At 70.5% G+C, this 15,852-nt stretch carries 16 protein-coding genes; 6 read left to right on the plus strand and 10 right to left on the minus strand.

Features of this window, described 5'->3' with window-relative positions:
• Positions 1–73: 73 nt before the first annotated feature.
• From ACLQ2Q_RS21970 to ACLQ2Q_RS21980, 3 genes are all read right to left on the minus strand, one after another.
• Positions 74–1,126, minus strand: coding sequence for an aldo/keto reductase (locus tag ACLQ2Q_RS21970; RefSeq protein ID WP_425823983.1), 1,053 nt, complete (start codon positions 1,124–1,126; stop codon positions 74–76).
• Entirely contained in the window at positions 1,123–2,004 is an 882-nt protein-coding gene (locus ACLQ2Q_RS21975; protein ID WP_425823985.1) for an aldo/keto reductase, read from the minus strand. Before ACLQ2Q_RS21975 ends, ACLQ2Q_RS21970 begins: the two co-directional genes overlap by 4 nt.
• Before the next feature lie 141 nt (positions 2,005–2,145).
• Positions 2,146–3,540, minus strand: coding sequence for a PLP-dependent aminotransferase family protein (locus ACLQ2Q_RS21980; protein ID WP_425823987.1), 1,395 nt, complete (start codon positions 3,538–3,540; stop codon positions 2,146–2,148).
• A 67-nt stretch (positions 3,541–3,607) separates the two neighbouring features.
• On the opposite strand from ACLQ2Q_RS21980, the gene ACLQ2Q_RS21985 reads away from it, so the two are divergent.
• From ACLQ2Q_RS21985 to ACLQ2Q_RS21995, 3 genes are read left to right on the plus strand one after another with little or no spacing between them, the layout of a single operon-like run.
• Entirely contained in the window at positions 3,608–4,174 is a 567-nt protein-coding gene (locus ACLQ2Q_RS21985) for a dihydrofolate reductase family protein (protein ID WP_425823989.1), read from the plus strand.
• Positions 4,167–5,372 carry an MFS transporter gene (locus ACLQ2Q_RS21990; protein WP_425823991.1) on the plus strand — a complete coding sequence of 402 codons (1,206 nt, stop codon included), beginning with the start codon at positions 4,167–4,169 and terminating at the stop codon, positions 5,370–5,372. Before ACLQ2Q_RS21985 ends, ACLQ2Q_RS21990 begins: the two co-directional genes overlap by 8 nt.
• 23 nt (positions 5,373–5,395) lie before the next feature.
• The gene (locus ACLQ2Q_RS21995) at positions 5,396–5,719 is read left to right on the plus strand and encodes a hypothetical protein (RefSeq protein WP_425823993.1); all 324 of its coding nucleotides are present in this window, start codon (positions 5,396–5,398) and stop codon (positions 5,717–5,719) included.
• A gap of 26 nt (positions 5,720–5,745) precedes the next feature.
• On the opposite strand, the gene ACLQ2Q_RS22000 is transcribed toward ACLQ2Q_RS21995, so the two are convergent.
• Genes ACLQ2Q_RS22000 through ACLQ2Q_RS22010 form a run of 3 tightly spaced genes read right to left on the minus strand, consistent with a single transcriptional unit; the run spans position 5,746 to position 8,869 of the window.
• A complete protein-coding gene (locus ACLQ2Q_RS22000; RefSeq protein ID WP_425823995.1) occupies positions 5,746–6,798 on the minus strand; it encodes an ABC transporter permease in 1,053 nt (350 codons plus the stop codon).
• Positions 6,795–7,847 (minus strand): ABC transporter ATP-binding protein, encoded by a 1,053-nt coding sequence (locus tag ACLQ2Q_RS22005; protein WP_425823997.1) that lies wholly within the window; start codon positions 7,845–7,847, stop codon positions 6,795–6,797. The genes ACLQ2Q_RS22000 and ACLQ2Q_RS22005 overlap by 4 nt, the downstream gene beginning before the upstream one ends.
• A gap of 11 nt (positions 7,848–7,858) precedes the next feature.
• Positions 7,859–8,869 carry a glycerophosphodiester phosphodiesterase family protein gene (locus tag ACLQ2Q_RS22010; RefSeq protein ID WP_425823999.1) on the minus strand — a complete coding sequence of 337 codons (1,011 nt, stop codon included), beginning with the start codon at positions 8,867–8,869 and terminating at the stop codon, positions 7,859–7,861.
• A gap of 119 nt (positions 8,870–8,988) precedes the next feature.
• Here ACLQ2Q_RS22010 and ACLQ2Q_RS22015 point away from each other — a divergent pair, with 119 nt between their 5' ends.
• From ACLQ2Q_RS22015 to ligD, 3 genes are all read left to right on the plus strand, one after another.
• Positions 8,989–9,912 carry a Bax inhibitor-1/YccA family protein gene (locus ACLQ2Q_RS22015; RefSeq protein ID WP_425824013.1) on the plus strand — a complete coding sequence of 308 codons (924 nt, stop codon included), beginning with the start codon at positions 8,989–8,991 and terminating at the stop codon, positions 9,910–9,912.
• A gap of 186 nt (positions 9,913–10,098) precedes the next feature.
• Positions 10,099–10,419 (plus strand): helix-turn-helix domain-containing protein, encoded by a 321-nt coding sequence (locus ACLQ2Q_RS22020; RefSeq protein ID WP_425824001.1) that lies wholly within the window; start codon positions 10,099–10,101, stop codon positions 10,417–10,419.
• Between the two features lie 59 nt (positions 10,420–10,478).
• Positions 10,479–11,732, plus strand: a complete 1,254-nt coding sequence (gene ligD, locus ACLQ2Q_RS22025; protein ID WP_425824003.1) for a non-homologous end-joining DNA ligase — start codon at positions 10,479–10,481, stop codon at positions 11,730–11,732.
• 351 nt (positions 11,733–12,083) lie between these two features.
• Here ligD and ACLQ2Q_RS22030 read toward each other — a convergent pair whose 3' ends face one another.
• From ACLQ2Q_RS22030 to ACLQ2Q_RS22045, 4 genes are all read right to left on the minus strand, one after another.
• Entirely contained in the window at positions 12,084–12,692 is a 609-nt protein-coding gene (locus ACLQ2Q_RS22030; protein ID WP_425824005.1) for a ClpP family protease, read from the minus strand.
• Positions 12,689–13,303 (minus strand): ClpP family protease, encoded by a 615-nt coding sequence (locus ACLQ2Q_RS22035; protein ID WP_425824007.1) that lies wholly within the window; start codon positions 13,301–13,303, stop codon positions 12,689–12,691. The genes ACLQ2Q_RS22030 and ACLQ2Q_RS22035 overlap by 4 nt, the downstream gene beginning before the upstream one ends.
• A gap of 235 nt (positions 13,304–13,538) precedes the next feature.
• On the minus strand, positions 13,539–15,173 hold the full coding sequence (guaA, locus tag ACLQ2Q_RS22040) for a glutamine-hydrolyzing GMP synthase (protein ID WP_425824009.1): 1,635 nt from the start codon (positions 15,171–15,173) through the stop codon (positions 13,539–13,541).
• Positions 15,170–15,673, minus strand: a complete 504-nt coding sequence (locus tag ACLQ2Q_RS22045) for a DUF3817 domain-containing protein (RefSeq protein WP_425824011.1) — start codon at positions 15,671–15,673, stop codon at positions 15,170–15,172. Before ACLQ2Q_RS22045 ends, guaA begins: the two co-directional genes overlap by 4 nt.
• Positions 15,674–15,852: the final 179 nt, after the last annotated feature.

Raw genomic sequence — 15,852 nt, forward strand, 5'->3', positions numbered from 1 at the left:
GTGTGGTAACCCACATCCTGACGCGGAGGTCTTCGCTTACCTCAGATGTTCACAACGTCCCAGGGAACTACAGCTAGCGCCCGCCCTCGATCTTGCGGTGCCGCTGCGCGATGCCGGGCGCTCCGTACGGGTAGTCCTCGGCCGGCGGAGCGCTGACCTCGGAGAGCCGGTCGAGCTCCGCGGCATCCAGCTGCAGCGTGAGCGCGCCCATGTTGTCGCGCAGCTGCTCGAGCGAGCGCGCGCCGAGGATGACCGAGGTGACCGCCGGCTGAGCACCGAGCCAGGCGAGCGACACCTGCGAAGCCGACACCCCGTGAGCCTCAGCGATCTCGGTGACGGCGTCGATGATCCGCCACGTGCGCTCGTTCTCGTTGCGGGCGGCCCATGCCTCCATGCCCCGCTCGGGGTTCTCGCCGAGCCGGGTGCTGCCGGTCGGCGGTTCGTCGCGGCGGTACTTGCCGCTCAGCCAGCCGCCGCCCAGGGGCGACCACGGCAGAAGCCCCAGCCCCGCATCCAGGGCGGCGGGCACGATCTCGTGCTCGATCCCCCGCACCAGCAGGCTGTACTGCGGCTGCAGCGTGACGGGCCGGGCCCACCCGTGCGCCTCGGCGAGCATCGCCGCCTTCGTCAGCTGCCAGCCGGTGAAGTTCGAGAACCCGTAATAGCCGATCTTGCCCGCCGTGATGGCGTCGTCGAGAAAGCGAAGGGTCTCATCCAGCGGAGTCAGCGCGTCCCACGCGTGCAGCTGGTAGAGGTCGATGTGCTCCACGCCGAGCCGCTGCAGCGACGCGTCCAGAGCCACTCGAAGGTGCCGCCGCGATGTGCCGAGGTCGTTGGGCCCCTGCCCCATCGGGAAGCGAGCCTTCGTGGCGAGCACGATCTGGCCCGCCTGCGCCGGATGCGCCGACATCCACCGTCCGATGATCTCCTCGCTGACGCCCGCGCTGTAGACATCCGCGGTGTCGAGGAAGTTGCCGCCGCCTTCGACGTAGGCGTTGATGAGCGCGTGCGATGTCGCCTCGTCCGCTTCGGCACCGAAGGTCATCGTGCCGAGCGCGTGCGCGCACACGACCGCGCCGCTGCTGCCGAGCCGGCGGAAGGTCTCCGCGTTCCGAGAGTCGCTCATGCGGCGGCCTCCTCGTTCTGGTCGTCGGTGAGCTGCGCGATCTGCTCGTCGGTGAGCGTGAGCTCGGACGCCCGCACGGAGTCTTGGATGCTCTCGGGGCGGGATGCGCCGGGGATCGGGATGACGACGGGGGCGAGCGCCAGCTCCCACGCCAGGCACACCTGCTGCGGGCTCACACCGAGGTCGGCGGCGATCCGCTCGAACGCGGCGCCCTTGCCTGCCAGGTTGCGGGCACGGGAGATGCCGCCCAGCGGGCTCCAGGGCAGGAACGCGATTCCGAGCTCCGCACAGAGCTCGAGCTCGACGAGGCTGCTGCGGAACGCGGGCGAGAACTGGTTCTGCACCGACACGAGCCGACCCCCGAGCACGTCCTGCGCGAGCCGGATCTGCTCGGCGTTCGCGTTGGAGATCCCCGCCATCCGGATCACGCCCTCATCGAGCAGGTCGCGGATCGCCCCGACGGATTCGGCGTAGTCCCCGTTCGGGTCGGGGCGGTGGAACTGGTAGAGGTCGATCGCCTCCACGCCGAGTCGCTGGGCCGACGCCTTCGCCGCCCGCTTGAGGTACGCGGGATCGCCGTTGAGGGTCCAGCTGCCGTCGCCGGGGCGCAGGTGCCCGCCCTTGGTGGCCACCAGCACGTCGGACGTGTCTCCCCCGTAGCTCTTCAGCGCTCGGGCGATGAGCGTCTCGTTGTGCCCGACGTCGTCGGCGTGGAGGTGATACGCGTCGGCCGTGTCGATGAGGGTCACGCCCGCATCGAGCGCGGCGTGGATGGTCGCCACGGAGCGGTCCTCATCAGGCCGCCCCTCGATCGACATCGGCATCCCGCCGAGTCCGATCTCGCCCACTTCGATCTCGCCGATCGATCGCTTGTTCATGTGCGGAGCTCCTTGTCGTGAGAATTGCCCGGGATGTCTCCACGCTAGGCGCGGGTCCGTGTGCGTGGCCAGGATGGCGCCTGCAGGACGGGGGGCCTGGACGGGCGACGGGTGAACGTGATAGGCGCCGCGGGCCGTGTTTCACCGGGTGATGTCGCCGACAACCCGCACCCCGTCGGCGATCCGCTGCTCGTCCGCGTTTCCGAAGCCGATCACCAGCGCCGGCTGTTGTGGAGGATCGATCGAGAAGCCGCGCAGTCCCCGGACCGAGACCGATCGCTCCGCCGCCCACCCGATGATGTCCTCTTCGTCGACGCCGACCGGGAGGTGCAGCACCCCATGGAACCCGGCGGCCAGACCCGTGAGCCGCAAGCCGGGCGCATGCTGCGCCAAGGCGGAGACGAGCGCCGCGCGGCGGCGCTTGTAGACCGCCCGCACCGCTCGCACATGCCGGTCGTGCCGGCCGCTCTCGAGCAGCAGTCCGAAGGCGTACTGGTCGAGGGCGGATGACCCCCGATCCGCGGCCTCCTTGCCGGCGGTGACGGCGGCCAGCAGCGCCCGGGGCACGGCCACCCATCCGAGACGGACGGCCGGCGCATGCGTCTTGCTGACGGATCCGATCAGGAGGATGCGATCGGGAGCGATCCCCTGCAAGGCGCCGACCGGCTGTCGGTCGTACCGGAACTCTGAGTCGTAGTCGTCTTCGATCACCCACCCGCCGGTCCGGTCCGCCCACGCGACCAGCGCGGTGCGGCGCCTGGCGGAGAGGACTGCGCCGGTCGGTGCCTGATGCGCCGGCGTCACGATCGCGGCGTCCGCACCCGTGGTGACGAGCGCGTCGACATTCATTCCCTCCTCGTCGACGGGGATCCCGACGACGCGCAGGCCGAAGGATCGGGCGATCTCGTCCACCGACCGATCGCCCGGATCCTCGACCGCGAGCGTGCGGGCTCCGTGGGCCGCCACCGCGCCGAGGGCGAGCGACACGCACTGCGCGAATCCCGATCCCAGCACCACCTCGGCCGGCGTCGTCTCGGCGGCGCGGGTCCTGCGGAGCGCCGCCGCGACCTCTTCGCGCGCGAACGGGTTGCCGAGGTCGTTCCCGTAGCCCAGGTCGGTGCGGCCGATGCCGCGCGCCGCACGGCCCAGAGCCCACGCCCAGTCGTCGGCGGGGAAGAGCCCGAGGTCCGGGATGCCGGGGCGCAGGTCGATCGCGTGCGCCCGACCGACCGGCCGCGCCGGGGCCTGGGCCATGGGGTGTCTGTCGGCGCGGGCGCCGACGACGGTGCCGGAACCGGTCCTCGCCTCCAGGTACCCCTCGGCGACCAGCTGCTCGTACGCCTCGACGACCGTGCCGCGTGCCACGCCGAGCGCGCCCGCCAGGTCGCGGCTGCCGGGGAGGACCTCCCCCGCCCCGAGGCGGCCGGTGCGCACCGCATCGCGCAGCCCCTGCTGCAGCCGCCGGCCTCGATCGCGGGGGTGCCCCGCCCATTCCAGCGCCAGCACCAGATCCGAAGTGGTCCACTTCATCGCCATGGAACCGGACCATAGCACTGGACCGCTCGCTGCCTAGCCTGAAGTCACGACACGAAGGGATCGACCCATGACCACCGTCACCCTCACCTGCTCCGTCTCCGTCGACGGCTTCGCCACCGGACCCGGAGGCGACCTCTCGCGGCTGCATCGCTGGCTCTTCGACTTCGAGGCGAACCACGCCCTCGACTTCGAGGACGAGAACATGGCGGAATTCCGCGCCGCGGGTGCGCTCGTCATCGGCCGAAGCACATTCCGCTCTGGCGAAGAGCCCTGGGGCGAGCACGACGTCTTCGCAGCCCCGGTCTTCGTCCTCACCCACACCGAGCGCGAGCCGCTCCGCAGGAACGGCACGACGTTCACCTTCGTGACCGGCGGACCCGCCGAGGCGCTGGCGCTTGCCCGAAACGCCGCCGGTGGCCGGGATGTGGTGATCATGGGATCGCCGGATGTGGCGAGGCAGTTCCTCGCCGCCGGGCTCGTCGACCGGATCCTCCTGCATCTGGTGCCGGTGCTGCTCGGCGGCGGCACCCGGCTCTTCGGTGAGCTGCCTGGTCCGCTCGAGCTGGTCTGCGACCGGATGCTGGCCGACGACGAGGCGGCGCAGCTCGCCTTTGCGGTGGTGCACCATGCCTGACATCCGCCGCAGGGCTCGCCTCTGGCCGGCGTTCCCGATCTCGCTCGCCGCACTCACGGCGTTCTTCCTCCCCCTCTCGGTGCTGCCGGTCCAGGCCCAGGCGGACGGGGCATCCTTCTCGGTCGCAGCGATGACGTCGGCGTCCTTCCTGGCCGGCGTGGTGATCGGCGAACTGGGCGCGGCGGCGGTGCTCGATCGCCTCGGCGCACGGCGGGCCGTCGTCTTCGGGCTCCTCGCGATGGCCCTTCCGACGGCCCTGCTGACGGCGATCGGCGCGCCGGCGATGTGGGCGCTCTGCAGCGTGCTGCGCGGGCTCGGCTTCGCGCTCGTCGCGGTCGCGGCGGCCGCGGTCGTGGCGAACGGGGCGGACCGGCGCCGCCGCGGCGGCACCATCGGCTGGTACGGCGTCGTGGCCGGCATTCCCGCGATCGCGGCGCTGCCCCTCGGTGTGCTGCTGACCGCTCAGGCGGGGTGGGCGACCGGGCTGCTCGTCGCCGCCGGCGCCGCGGCATGCGGCATCCCGTTCGCCCTCCTGCTGCCGTCCGACGGCCTGCCTCCGGCGCCACGACGAGGACTCCGCGCGGTGCTGGTGCATCGCGGTGCGTCCCGACAGGCCGCGGCCCTCGCGCTCGGCGCCGCCGCGAGCGGAGCCCTGATCGCCTACGCGCCCGTCGCGGTCGCCCGCACCGATCCGGCGCTGGCCGGCGCGCTGCTGCTCGCCGCGTCCGTCTCGGCGACGATCGCGCGGCTGCCCTCGGGGATCCTCGGCGATCGGATCGGCCCCCATCGGCTGATCGCGCCGGGGCTCGTCGTGTCGGCAGCGGGTGTCGCGCTCTGCGCCGGCAACGGCTGGCTCGCGCCCGCGGCGGGTGCGATCGGCATCGGCCTCGGTTTCGGCATCCTGCAGAATTCGACCCTGCACGCAATGACCGCGATCCTCCCGGCGGCCCTCGTCGGGGCGGTGAGCGCCGGCTGGAACCTGGCCTACGACGTCGGGCTGCTCGCCGGCACGCTCCTCATCGCGGGGCTAGCGGCCCTCGCTCCGCCCGGTGCTGTCCTGCCGATGCTCGCAGTCCTCTTGGCCATGGCATCCGCGTCGCTGCTCGCCGCGATGCGCAAGGACGCATCGTGGTCCTCGCTCGATGGCCTGGACGCTTGTCGGACCGGCGTGCTATCGATGGAGTCGCCGAATTCGTGACCGCCACCGATCCGAGGATGACCATGACCGAAACCCCGCCCGCCGCCACCGTGATGCGCATGTGGACCGGCTGGATCAGGCCGTCCGACCGCGACGCCTACGCCGACTACATCGAGCAGACGGGGCTGTCCGCCTACCGGACGACGCCGGGCAACCTCGGAGCCTTCACCGTATTCCGTGACCTGCCGGACGGTCGGTGCGAAGTGCGGACGATCTCGTTCTGGCGAAGCCGAGACGACATCCGCGCATTCGCCGGGGACGACATCGAGGCGGCCGTCTTCTATTCCGAGGATGACCGCTTCCTGGTCGACCGCGAGACGACGGTCGCCCACTTCGACGTGGCCTGACGACACCCCGATGAGGGCGGGCGCTTTCAGGCGATCCGCGTGCCCTTGGGGAGCCGCCCGGCCGGGGTGCGCGTGCGCGCCCAGGCCCACACCAGTGCGGCCGCGGCGAGCACGACCTGAAGCGCGAGGCCGACGAACCAGCTCGGGGTGGTCTTGGCGTGGATCTGCTCGGCGGTGTCGAAGTCCTCGTTGAAGGCCCCCTGTCGGCAGCCGTCGAAACGCTGCTCGAGGTCCGGAGGCAGCTGCACCTGCCGCACACTGGTGCTGATCTGCCCGAAGAGGTCCACCGGGTAGCCCCGCACGTCGAACGCGATGGGCGTCGCATCGGCGAGGATCACGAACGGATTGGGAGTCAGCGTCCACCACACGTAGTCCAGGCGCGGGACCTCGTACTCCGACGTCTGCCACTCGCCGCAGACGGGTGGGTCGCTCACCATCCCGTTGGCGTCGTAGACATAGTCGCGATACTGCTGGACGGCTTCGCTCTTCACCGAGGTGCCGCCGAGCCCGAAGGCGATGAGCGTTCCGACCGTGAGCGCCGCCACGACGAGGTAGGTGGCGACGACGCTGAACAGCGCCCGATTAAGGATGCCGGACAGCCCCACGCCGACGGCGGCCACCACCGCGATCTCGACGAGCAGCACCACGATCGACACCGCGAGCACGCCCGGCGGCACACCTCCTGCGATGGCGGTGAATGCCAGGAACGGCACGGCGACGGCGACGAATGCGAGGCCGGTGATCCAGGCCGCGAGGAACTTGCCGAGGATGATCTGCCAGGTGGTGACGAGCGTGACCTGCACGGGCGCCAGCGTCGCGGCATCCCGGTCGCCGTTGATGGCGTTGCCGCTGAGTGCCGGCGTCACCAGCACCGCGAGCAGCAGCACGAAGTAGACGACGACGGAGTACGTGCCGCGGAACCGTTCGGGCGAGGTGAGGAAAGCGGCGGATGCCAGCATCGTCACGATGATGAGCAGCACGGCGAAGATGCCGAGCAGCACGTACCAGGCGAGGCTGCGAACCCGCTGGCGAACCTCGAGCGCCGCGATTGTCCACGTGCCGTGCAGGAAGGCGCTCATGCCCGGTCCCCTCCTTCTGTGCCTGTGCGGGGATCCGGGGTGCCCGGATCGGGCGTGTGGGGATCGGAGGCGGGGGCGCTTGGATCGGGCACGCCGGACTCGGAGCGGCTGCCGAGGTCGAGGAAGGTGTGCTCCAGATCTCCCGTGACCGGAGCGAACTCCGACACCGCGACGCCGGCGGCGACGAGGGCGCTCAGGGCCCGCGTGGCATCGACCTCCGAGGCGAAGGGCACGACGATGTCGCGCCGGTCCACTCGCGCCGGCGCCCCGGGCAGCGCCCCGGCGACCGCCTGCCGCGCCTCGTCGGGCGAGGCTCCCGCGATCCGGATGCGCCATTCCCGCGATCGAGTGGATGCCGCGGCGACGCGGTCTCCACTGACCGTCTCGCCGCGCACCATGAACACCGCGTCATCGGCGAGCTCGTCGAGCTCCGACAGCACGTGGCTCGAGATCAGGATGGTACGGCCGTCGGCCGCGAGCCCTCGCAGCAGCGTGCGCAGGTGGATCCGCGCCTCCGGATCGAGCCCGGAGGCCGGCTCGTCCAGCAGCAGCACCGATGGGTCGTGCACGAGCGCCCGGGCGAGGCCGAGCCGCTGCTTCTGGCCGCGCGACAGCACCCGCGCCGGCGCATCGGCGAGGTCCGCGAGCCCCACCGTGTCGAGCAGGCTGGCCGCCCGATCGCGCGCCCGGTCCGCCGGGATGCGGTAGAGCTTCGCCGTCACCACGAGCGTCTCCCGCACGGTGAGCGAGGGCCACGCGCCGAGGGCATCGGGCATCCACCCGAGAATCTTGCGCACACCAGCGGGGTCGGCGACCGGATCGACGTCCGCGATCCGGATCTCACCCGCATCCGGACGCAGCAGCGACGCGAGCATCAACAGCAGCGTCGTCTTGCCCGATCCGTTCGGGCCGACGAGTGCGGTGACGCGTCCCGGGCGGGCCTCGAAGCTGACATCCCGCACTGCATGCACTTCGGCGAATGAACGGCGAAGGCCACGAGCGATGATTCCTGTGGTCACCCGGCTCAGCCTAGATGAGAGAATGCTCATCCCCCGTCCGGTCAGGCTCGGAAGAACGCCACGCCCAGGTCGGCGTGGTCGACGAAGACACCGTCGAGCCCCGTCGAGCGCAGCACGTCCCACTCCGCCTCGTATTCGCCCACCGCGTCGGGTGCGCGGCCGATCCTGTATTCACCCACGAGGAACGCATTCTCGGGACGGCATGTCCAGGTGAAGACCCGTAGCCCTCGGGCATGCGCATCCTCGACCACCGACGTCGGACCCGTCATCCGCCCCCTCTTGTCCGGCGCGAGGATCAGGCGCTTGTCGACGCTGATGCCGTCGACGACACCCACGAGCGAGTCCAGGCCCGGCGGCTCGATCGTCGCCCGGTAGGTGAGCGCGGCCTTCCCGAACGCCGCCACCATGTCGAACGGACGCCCGGCCGCTTCGATCAGATAGACGTAGGAGCCGCGGACGCCGCGCGCGCGGAGTCGCGTCAGCACGGTCGACTCGAAGGCCTCGAGAACGAGTGGGAGCTCCCCATCGGCCCACCCGGCTCGGCGAAGGTCGGCGACGATGAGCGGCACCATGTCCAGCCCGATCCCGGAGAAGTACGTCGCGTGCTTGATCTCCAGCACGACGCCGATCTCCCGCCCCTGCTCCAGCGACGCCTGGCGGACGAGGTCGAGCACGTCGGTGAGTCGCAGGATCGGCTGCTGGTCGTCGAAGCTCGCGCACGAGGGACGCAGGTTCGGCAGGCGCTCGCGGCACCGCAGGGTCGCGAGCTCATCCCATGTGAAGTCCTCGGTGAACCAGCCGGTCAGGGCTGCGCCATCCACCGTCTTGGTCGTTCGCCTGTGGGCGAACTCCGGCCGGTCGGCGACATCCGTGGTCGTGGAGATCTCGTTCTCGTGCCGAACGACGAGCACGCCGTCCTTCGAGACGACGATGTCGGGCTCCACCGCGTCGACGCCCATCTCGAGGGCCAGGTCGTACGAGGAGCGGCTGTGCTCGGGCCTGTATCCGGGCGCACCGCGATGTCCGATGACCAGCGGCGAACGACGAGGCACGCCTTCAGCGTAATCGCGGCATCACTGGGCGAGATCCCAGCCGGCTGAAGGGATCGGTCAGGTATCGTGGATTCACAGCACTTAGCTGTGACCCCCTGACATTGGAGTGTGTGAAGGCCATGGCCCTCAATAACCCCGCGTTCAACAACCCGGCGTTCCAGGATCCACGCGCCGTATCGACCTACCCCGGCGGCCCGCAGGCCGCCAACCTCGGTAGGACGACCCAGTTCTCGACGGCCCAGGCGGCCGGCACGGATGCCGCGGCCAACGCCCGCCTGGAAGGCATGTACGCCGCGCCCCCGGCCGGCGCCATCGAGACCAACCGGATGACGGTCGAAGACTCGGTCGTCAAGACTCTCGCCCTCTTCGCGGTTCTTGTTGCGACCGCCGTCGTGGGCTGGGTCTGGACGATGGCACCGGTCACCGCGGAGAACCCTGCACCGACCCTCGCGCCGTGGCTGATCGGCGCGCTCGGCGGCTTCGTGCTCGCGATGGTCGTCATCTTCACGTCCCGCAAGAAGGTGCGCCCCGCGCTGATCTTCGCCTACGCCGCCTTCGAGGGACTGTTCGTCGGTGGCATCTCCGCCTACTTCGAGTTCCTCTGGCCTGGCATCGTCGTGCAGGCCACGCTCGCGACGCTCGCCGTGGTCGGTGTGACACTCGCGCTGTTCGCCAGCGGCAAGGTGCGGGCTTCGAAGAAGGCCACGAAGGTCTTCATGATCGCGATGCTCGGCTACCTGGTGTTCTCGCTCATCAACGTCGGCCTGATGATCTTCAACGTGCCGATCGCCGGCGGCGCCTTCGGTGTGCTGAGCCAGCCCAGCTTTCTCCTCGGGATCCCGTGGGGCGTGCTGATCGGAATCTTCGTCGTCATCATGGCCGCGTACTCGCTCGTGCTCGACTTCGACCAGATCCAGCAGGGCGTCCGCAACGGCGCCCCCCGTCAGTACGGCTGGCTCGGCGCCTTCGGCATCATGGTGACCGTCGTCTGGCTGTACGTCGAGATTCTGCGCATCCTCGCGATCGCACGCGGCAGCAACTAGTCCACGCAGTTCGCGAAAGGGCCGTCCCCGTGGGGGACGGCCCTTTCTCTTGCGCCTGAAATCGACCGGCCGGGGCGTCCGGCGCGGCGCAGTGCTTCGTCGGGGCCGTGCTGTGCTCCTGCACGGGCGGTTCTGCTCAGAGCGGAAGCGCTCGGATGGCGCGGCCTCCGCGTTCTATCGTGGGGCATGGCCGAGATCATCCCTCTGCATCACCGCGAACTCGATCCCCTGTGGCGGCACGTGCTCGGGGAGCACCTGCGCCGGTTCCGTCATGAGCGGGGAGAGACGCTGACCGAGACGGCCGACCGCGCCGGGGTCTCACCCCAGTACCTCTCCGAGATGGAGCGGGGCCTCAAGGAGCCGTCGAGCGAGATGGTGGCGGCGGTGCTCGGTGCACTGGGCATCACCCTGCTCGACCTCACGGTGGCCGTCGCCGACGACCTCCGGGCCGCTCCGGCCCAGGCGCAGGGCGCAACCGTGCGGGCCGCGTTCACCCTCGTCGCATAGCGCCGGGCACGCGCGCAAGAGGGGTGACGGTGCCACCCCGCCGCGGCTAGCGTGGCACCGTGAGCCCATCCAAGAGCGCGGCCGAGATCCTCGAGATCGACGGCCACGAGGTGCGCGTCAGCAACCCCGACAAGGTCGTCTTCCCCCAGCCGGGCCTCACAAAGCTCGACCTCGTCAAGTACTACCTCGCGGTCGCCGACGGCGCCGTGCGCGGCGTATACGGACGCCCGATGGTGCTCAAGCGGTTCGTGAAGGGCATCGATCAGGAGGCCTTCTTCCAGAAGCGCGTGCCCGAGAACCACCCCGACTTCCTCGACACGGCGACGCTGCACTACGCCCGCGGCACGTCGGCCGAGGAGGCGGTCGTGCGGGATGCCGCCGGGCTCGCGTGGGTCATCAACCTGGGGTGCATCGACCTCAACCCGCATCCGGTGCGCGCCGAGGACCTCGACCGCCCGGACGAGCTGCGCATCGACCTCGACCCGATGCCCGGCGTCGACTGGTCGCAGATCGTGGACGTGGCGTTCATCGCCCAAGAGGTGCTCTCCGATCACGGGCTGGTCGGCTGGGCGAAGACGTCGGGCTCCCGCGGCATCCACATCCTGATCCGCATCGCGCCCCGGTGGGACTACAAGCAGGTGCGCCTCGCGGCCGAGACGCTCGCCCGAGAGGTCGAGAACCGTGCCCCCGGTCTCGCCACCGCCCGCTGGTGGAAGGAGGAGCGAGGCGAGAGCGTGTTCGTCGACTTCAACCAGAACGCCAAGGACCGCACCGTGGCATCCGCGTACTCGATCCGCCCCCTCCCGGACGCCCGCGTATCGACGCCCCTGAGCTGGGACGAGCTGCGGGTGCGTCGGCCGGAGGAGTTCACCGTGCCGACCGTGCTTCGGCGCTTCGAGGAGCAGGGCGACCCGATGGCGGGCATCGACGACGCGGTCGGCGATCTCACCCGTCTGCTCGCCCTCGCCGACGAACTCGGCCCGGCCGAGAAGGCCCCGCGCGGTGGCGACGGCTCGGGGCAGCGCGTCTCGACCATGCCGCTCATCGAGGTGGCGCGCACGAAGACCAAGCCGGAGGCGCTGGAGGCTCTCGAAGCCTGGAAGGCGAAGCACCCCGAAGTCGTGGCGCAGCTGCATCCGGCCGACGTGCTGGTCGACGGCATGCGCGGCAGCAGTTCACTCTGGTACCGCGTGCGCCTCAATCTCCAGCACGTGCCGGAGGAGGAGCGTCCAGCCCAGGGTCCGCTCGAGGCGGACTATGACCCCTGGGCAGGCAAGGTGTGGCCGGGCGGTCATCCGTCCGCGGCCGGCTGAGCCGCGGCCACCTCCGCCCGGCGAGCACAGCGGAGCAGATCCGTTCCGCGGGGACCGCGAGACCCCGGGAACCACGGGACCCACTGCGCCGATCGACGACGGATCTGCTCCCCCATGCTCGGGTACAGCCGGCGCCCGCTCGACCGGCCCACGCGTTCCGCATTCAGGCTCACTGGCAAGACCCGCTTCCCCGAGCCCCGGAATTCCGGCGCCTCCCGAACCACCAGCCCCAATCAGCCTGAATCGCGCACACGCGACCCCCAGACCCCGACCCGAGTCGGCGCGACATGCGCACGCGCGACTCGCGTGAACACCGGACCGACCGGGCCGATCGACGTCAGATCTGCGCCCCTATGCCCGCGCGACCGCCAGCGCCCGCTCGGTCAGCACGTTGTCGACGAGCCCGTAGTCCCGGGCCGCGGAGGCCGTGAAGACCCGGTCGCGGTCGGTGTCCGCCCGCAGCGACGCCGCGTCGCGGCCCGTGTGCCGGGCGAGGATCTGCTCCATGTCCTCCCGGACGCGCACGAGCTCGTCCGCATGCAGGATCAGGTCCGGGATCGTCCCCCGGCTCTGCGCGGCCGGCTGGTGCAGCACCACCCGGGCGTGCGGCAGCACCGAGCGCTTGCCGGCGGCCCCCGCCGCGAGCATGACCGCGCCGACGCCGATGGCCTGCCCGATGCAGGTCGTGGCGACATCCGAGCGGATGAACTGCATGGTGTCGTAGACGCCGAGCATCGCGCTCGGGTCGCCGCCCTCGCAGTTGATGTAGAGCTGGATGTCGCGATCCGCGCCGTCGGCATCCAGGTACAGCAGCTGCGCGATCAGCGCGTTGGCGACCCCGGCGTCGATGCCCGTGCCGAGGTACACCACACGCTCGGAGAGCAGGTGCGAGTAGACGTCCATGATCCGCTCGCCCCGTGGTGACTGCGCGATGACGTTCGGGATGGTGTAGCTGCTCATGCCGCCGCCCCCAGTCCCACCGTCGACCGCCGTTTCGGCAGCACCTCGTCGAACCGCTCGACGATGCCGTCGATGAAGCCGTACTCCAGCGCCTGCCCGGCGGTGTACCACCGGTCGTGCAGGGAGTCGTCGAAGATGCGCTCCACCGGCTGCCCCGTGTCGGTGGCGATCAGCCCGAGCACCGTGTCGCGCATGTGCCGCAGGTCGTCGGCCTGCACCTCGACCTCGACCGCGGACCCGCCGATGCCGGCCGAGCCCTGGTGCATCAGGATGCGCGCATGCGGCAGGGCCTTGCGCTTGCCGGGCGTGCCCGCCGACAGCAGAAACTGCCCCGCGCTGCACGCCAGCCCCAGCGCGAGCGTGGACACATCGCACGGAACCAGTCGCATGACATCGCGGATGGCGAGCATCGACGGCACCGACCCCCCGGGGGAATGGATCCAGAGGGCGATGTCGGATGCCGCATCTTCGGCCGCCAAGGCGAGCATCTCGGTCGCGAGCAGGGTGCCGTTGTCATCGTCGAGGACGCCGTCGAGCACCAGAACGCGCTGGTGATACAGCGCCCTCCGGGCCTCGGCGCCGAACCGCGGGGAACTTCCTTCTTCAGCCATGGGACCACCTTGCGCCCACGAGCACGGCGGCGCTCGGTTATCCGCCCCCAGCAGTTCCACCGTCAGCAGACGCGCCCCCGTGACCCATCCCCTACCCACCCGCGCGCGAAGCGTCGCGGTCCACGCGAGCGGCGCAGGGACGTCCCTCGTGAGGCAATCGGGGTAGGGGCCCCGTTCTTGCCTCACGAGGGACGTCCCGGAGCCGCGGACGCAACCACGCGACCCTAGGCCCAGATCACTCCCACTCGATCGTCCCCGGCGGCTTCGACGTGACATCGAGCACCACGCGGTTGACGTCCCGCACCTCGTTGGTGATGCGGTTCGAGATGCGCGCCAGCACGTCGTAGGGCAGGCGCGTCCAGTCGGCCGTCATCGCATCTTCGGATGACACCGGGCGCAGCACGATGGGGTGGCCGTAGGTGCGGCCGTCGCCCTGCACGCCGACCGAGCGCACATCGGCCAGCAGCACGACGGGGCACTGCCAGATCGTGTCGTCGAGCCCCGCGCGGGTCAACTCCTCCCGCGCGATCGCGTCCGCCTCGCGAAGCAGCTCGAGACGCTCACGGGTAACCTCACCGACGATCCGGATGCCGAGGCCTGGCCCCGGAAACGGCTGACGCCCGACGATCACCTCCGGTAGGCCGAGTTCGCGGCCGATCGCGCGCACCTCGTCCTTGAAGAGGGCGCGAAGGGGTTCGACGAGCTCGAAGAGCAGGTCCTCGGGCAGGCCGCCGACGTTGTGGTGGGACTTGATGTTCGCCGTGCCGGCGCCTCCGCCGGACTCCACGACATCCGGGTAGAGCGTGCCCTGCACGAGGAAGCGGATCGGCTCTCCGTCGGCCTCGGCTTCGGCGATCAGATCCCGCTCTGCTGCCTCGAACGAACGGATGAACTCGCGCCCGATGATCTTGCGCTTCTGCTCCGGGTCGGAGACGCCGGCGAGCGCGTTCAGGAACTGCTCGCGCGCGTCGATCGTGACGAGCCGCACGCCGGTCGCCGCGACGTAGTCGTTCTCGACCTGCTCGCGCTCGCCCTTTCTCAGCAGCCCGTGGTCGACGAAGACGCACACGAGCTGGTCGCCGACGGCCTCGTGCACGAGCGCTGCCGCGACGGCCGAGTCGACCCCGCCCGACAGGCCGCAGATCACCCGCGCGGAGCCGACCTGCTCGCGGATGCGCGCGACCTGCTCGGCGATGACGTTGCCGCTGTTCCAGTCGGCCGGGAGCCCCGCGGCCCGGTGCAGGAAGTTCTCGATCACGTTCTGGCCGTAGTCGGAGTGCTTCACCTCGGGGTGCCACTGCACGCCGTAGAGCCGGCGCGCGTCGCTGCCGAACGCCGCCACGGGCGTCGCGACGGTGGATGCCAGCACGTCGAAGCCCTCCGGAGCGCGGGAGACCTGATCGCCGTGGCTCATCCACACGTTCTGCTCGGCCGGCTGGCCGTCGAGCAGCACCCCGCTGTCGGCCGTGAGGGCGGCATCCGTCGCGCCGTACTCGCGCAGCCCGGTGTGCGCCACCTCGCCACCGAGCGCCTGCGCCATCACCTGGAAGCCGTAGCAGATGCCGAGCGTCGGGACGCCGAGGTCGAAGACGCCGGCATCAAGCGCCGGGGCACCCGGTTCATACACCGACGACGGTCCGCCGGAGAGGATGAGGCCAACCGGATTCTTGGCCGCGATGTCGGCTGCGGTCGCCGTGTGCGGCACGATCTCGCTGTACACGCCGGCCTCGCGCACCCGCCGCGCGATCAGCTGCGCGTACTGGGCGCCGAAGTCGACGACGAGGACGGGCCTCTGCGAGGTCTGCTCCGATGCTCCTGCATCCGCGGGTGGGGCACTTCCCTCCGAGGAGGGGTAGGTCTGCTCTGTCAACGGGTGCCTTCCGGGGCGGGCTGGGATCGATCGACGGGGAGAGCGGCGACAGAAGCGGATGCCGCGGCCTCGCGCTCGGCGAGGTAGCGCTTCACGTCGCGGGCGACGGCCGCCTCCATGAAGAAGGACAGGAAGGGGATGATGCCGCCGGAGGCGAGCAGGAGGAAGCGCCAGAACTGCCACCGCATGAGGCTCCAGATGCGGAAGCATGCGAAGAGGTAGACGACGTAGAACCAGCCGTGCACGATCAGGATGCCGAGCGACAGGTTGATGCCGTCGCCCGTCGATTCGAGCCCTTCCGGGCCCTCGACCACTGGAGCGAACCAGAGAAAGCCGCCGGAGCCGCCGAGGAAGAGCTCCACGTGCAGCGGCGTGTACTTCAGCACCATCTCGGCGCAGAGCAGCAGCAGTCCGACGCCGGTGATGACCGAGCAGACCTGGTAGAACCGGAGCGCGCCCCGAATTGCCGGAAAACTGGCGAGTTTGGGGGCCCTGGGCATGCCTCCAGTCTACCCGCGGCTCCCGAGCGCCCCGCCCTGCCCGCACCCTCATAGGCCTTCGCGGACGCGAGCGCAATCGGGTGCGCGCGAGGCGTGGCGGGCATAGCGTCGAGCTCAGTGTCAGGGTGACAGTGCCGCGTTGCGGTGGTTGGATCCTGATCACTTGGTGTCTGGCTCTT

Origin of the sequence: Microbacterium sp. DT81.1, assembly GCF_049844955.1 — a bacterium.
Lineage (GTDB): Bacteria > Actinomycetota > Actinomycetes > Actinomycetales > Microbacteriaceae > Microbacterium.

What these genes read in the sequence shown, in the direction of transcription:
- ACLQ2Q_RS22015 (WP_425824013.1), top strand. Translation starts at nt 8,989, where the DNA reads ATGGCCCTCAATAACCCCGCGTTCAACAACCCGGCGTTCCAGGATCCA.
- ACLQ2Q_RS21970 (WP_425823983.1), bottom strand. Translation starts at nt 1,126, where the DNA reads ATGAGCGACTCTCGGAACGCGGAGACCTTCCGCCGGCTCGGCAGCAGC.
- ACLQ2Q_RS22020 (WP_425824001.1), top strand. Translation starts at nt 10,099, where the DNA reads ATGGCCGAGATCATCCCTCTGCATCACCGCGAACTCGATCCCCTGTGG.
- ACLQ2Q_RS22045 (WP_425824011.1), bottom strand. Translation starts at nt 15,673, where the DNA reads ATGCCCAGGGCCCCCAAACTCGCCAGTTTTCCGGCAATTCGGGGCGCG.
- ACLQ2Q_RS22005 (WP_425823997.1), bottom strand. Translation starts at nt 7,847, where the DNA reads ATGAGCATTCTCTCATCTAGGCTGAGCCGGGTGACCACAGGAATCATC.
- ACLQ2Q_RS21990 (WP_425823991.1), top strand. Translation starts at nt 4,167, where the DNA reads ATGCCTGACATCCGCCGCAGGGCTCGCCTCTGGCCGGCGTTCCCGATC.
- ACLQ2Q_RS21975 (WP_425823985.1), bottom strand. Translation starts at nt 2,004, where the DNA reads ATGAACAAGCGATCGATCGGCGAGATCGAAGTGGGCGAGATCGGACTC.
- ACLQ2Q_RS21995 (WP_425823993.1), top strand. Translation starts at nt 5,396, where the DNA reads ATGACCGAAACCCCGCCCGCCGCCACCGTGATGCGCATGTGGACCGGC.
- ACLQ2Q_RS22000 (WP_425823995.1), bottom strand. Translation starts at nt 6,798, where the DNA reads ATGAGCGCCTTCCTGCACGGCACGTGGACAATCGCGGCGCTCGAGGTT.
- ACLQ2Q_RS21980 (WP_425823987.1), bottom strand. Translation starts at nt 3,540, where the DNA reads ATGGCGATGAAGTGGACCACTTCGGATCTGGTGCTGGCGCTGGAATGG.
- ACLQ2Q_RS22030 (WP_425824005.1), bottom strand. Translation starts at nt 12,692, where the DNA reads ATGAGCAGCTACACCATCCCGAACGTCATCGCGCAGTCACCACGGGGC.
- ACLQ2Q_RS21985 (WP_425823989.1), top strand. Translation starts at nt 3,608, where the DNA reads ATGACCACCGTCACCCTCACCTGCTCCGTCTCCGTCGACGGCTTCGCC.
- ACLQ2Q_RS22035 (WP_425824007.1), bottom strand. Translation starts at nt 13,303, where the DNA reads ATGGCTGAAGAAGGAAGTTCCCCGCGGTTCGGCGCCGAGGCCCGGAGG.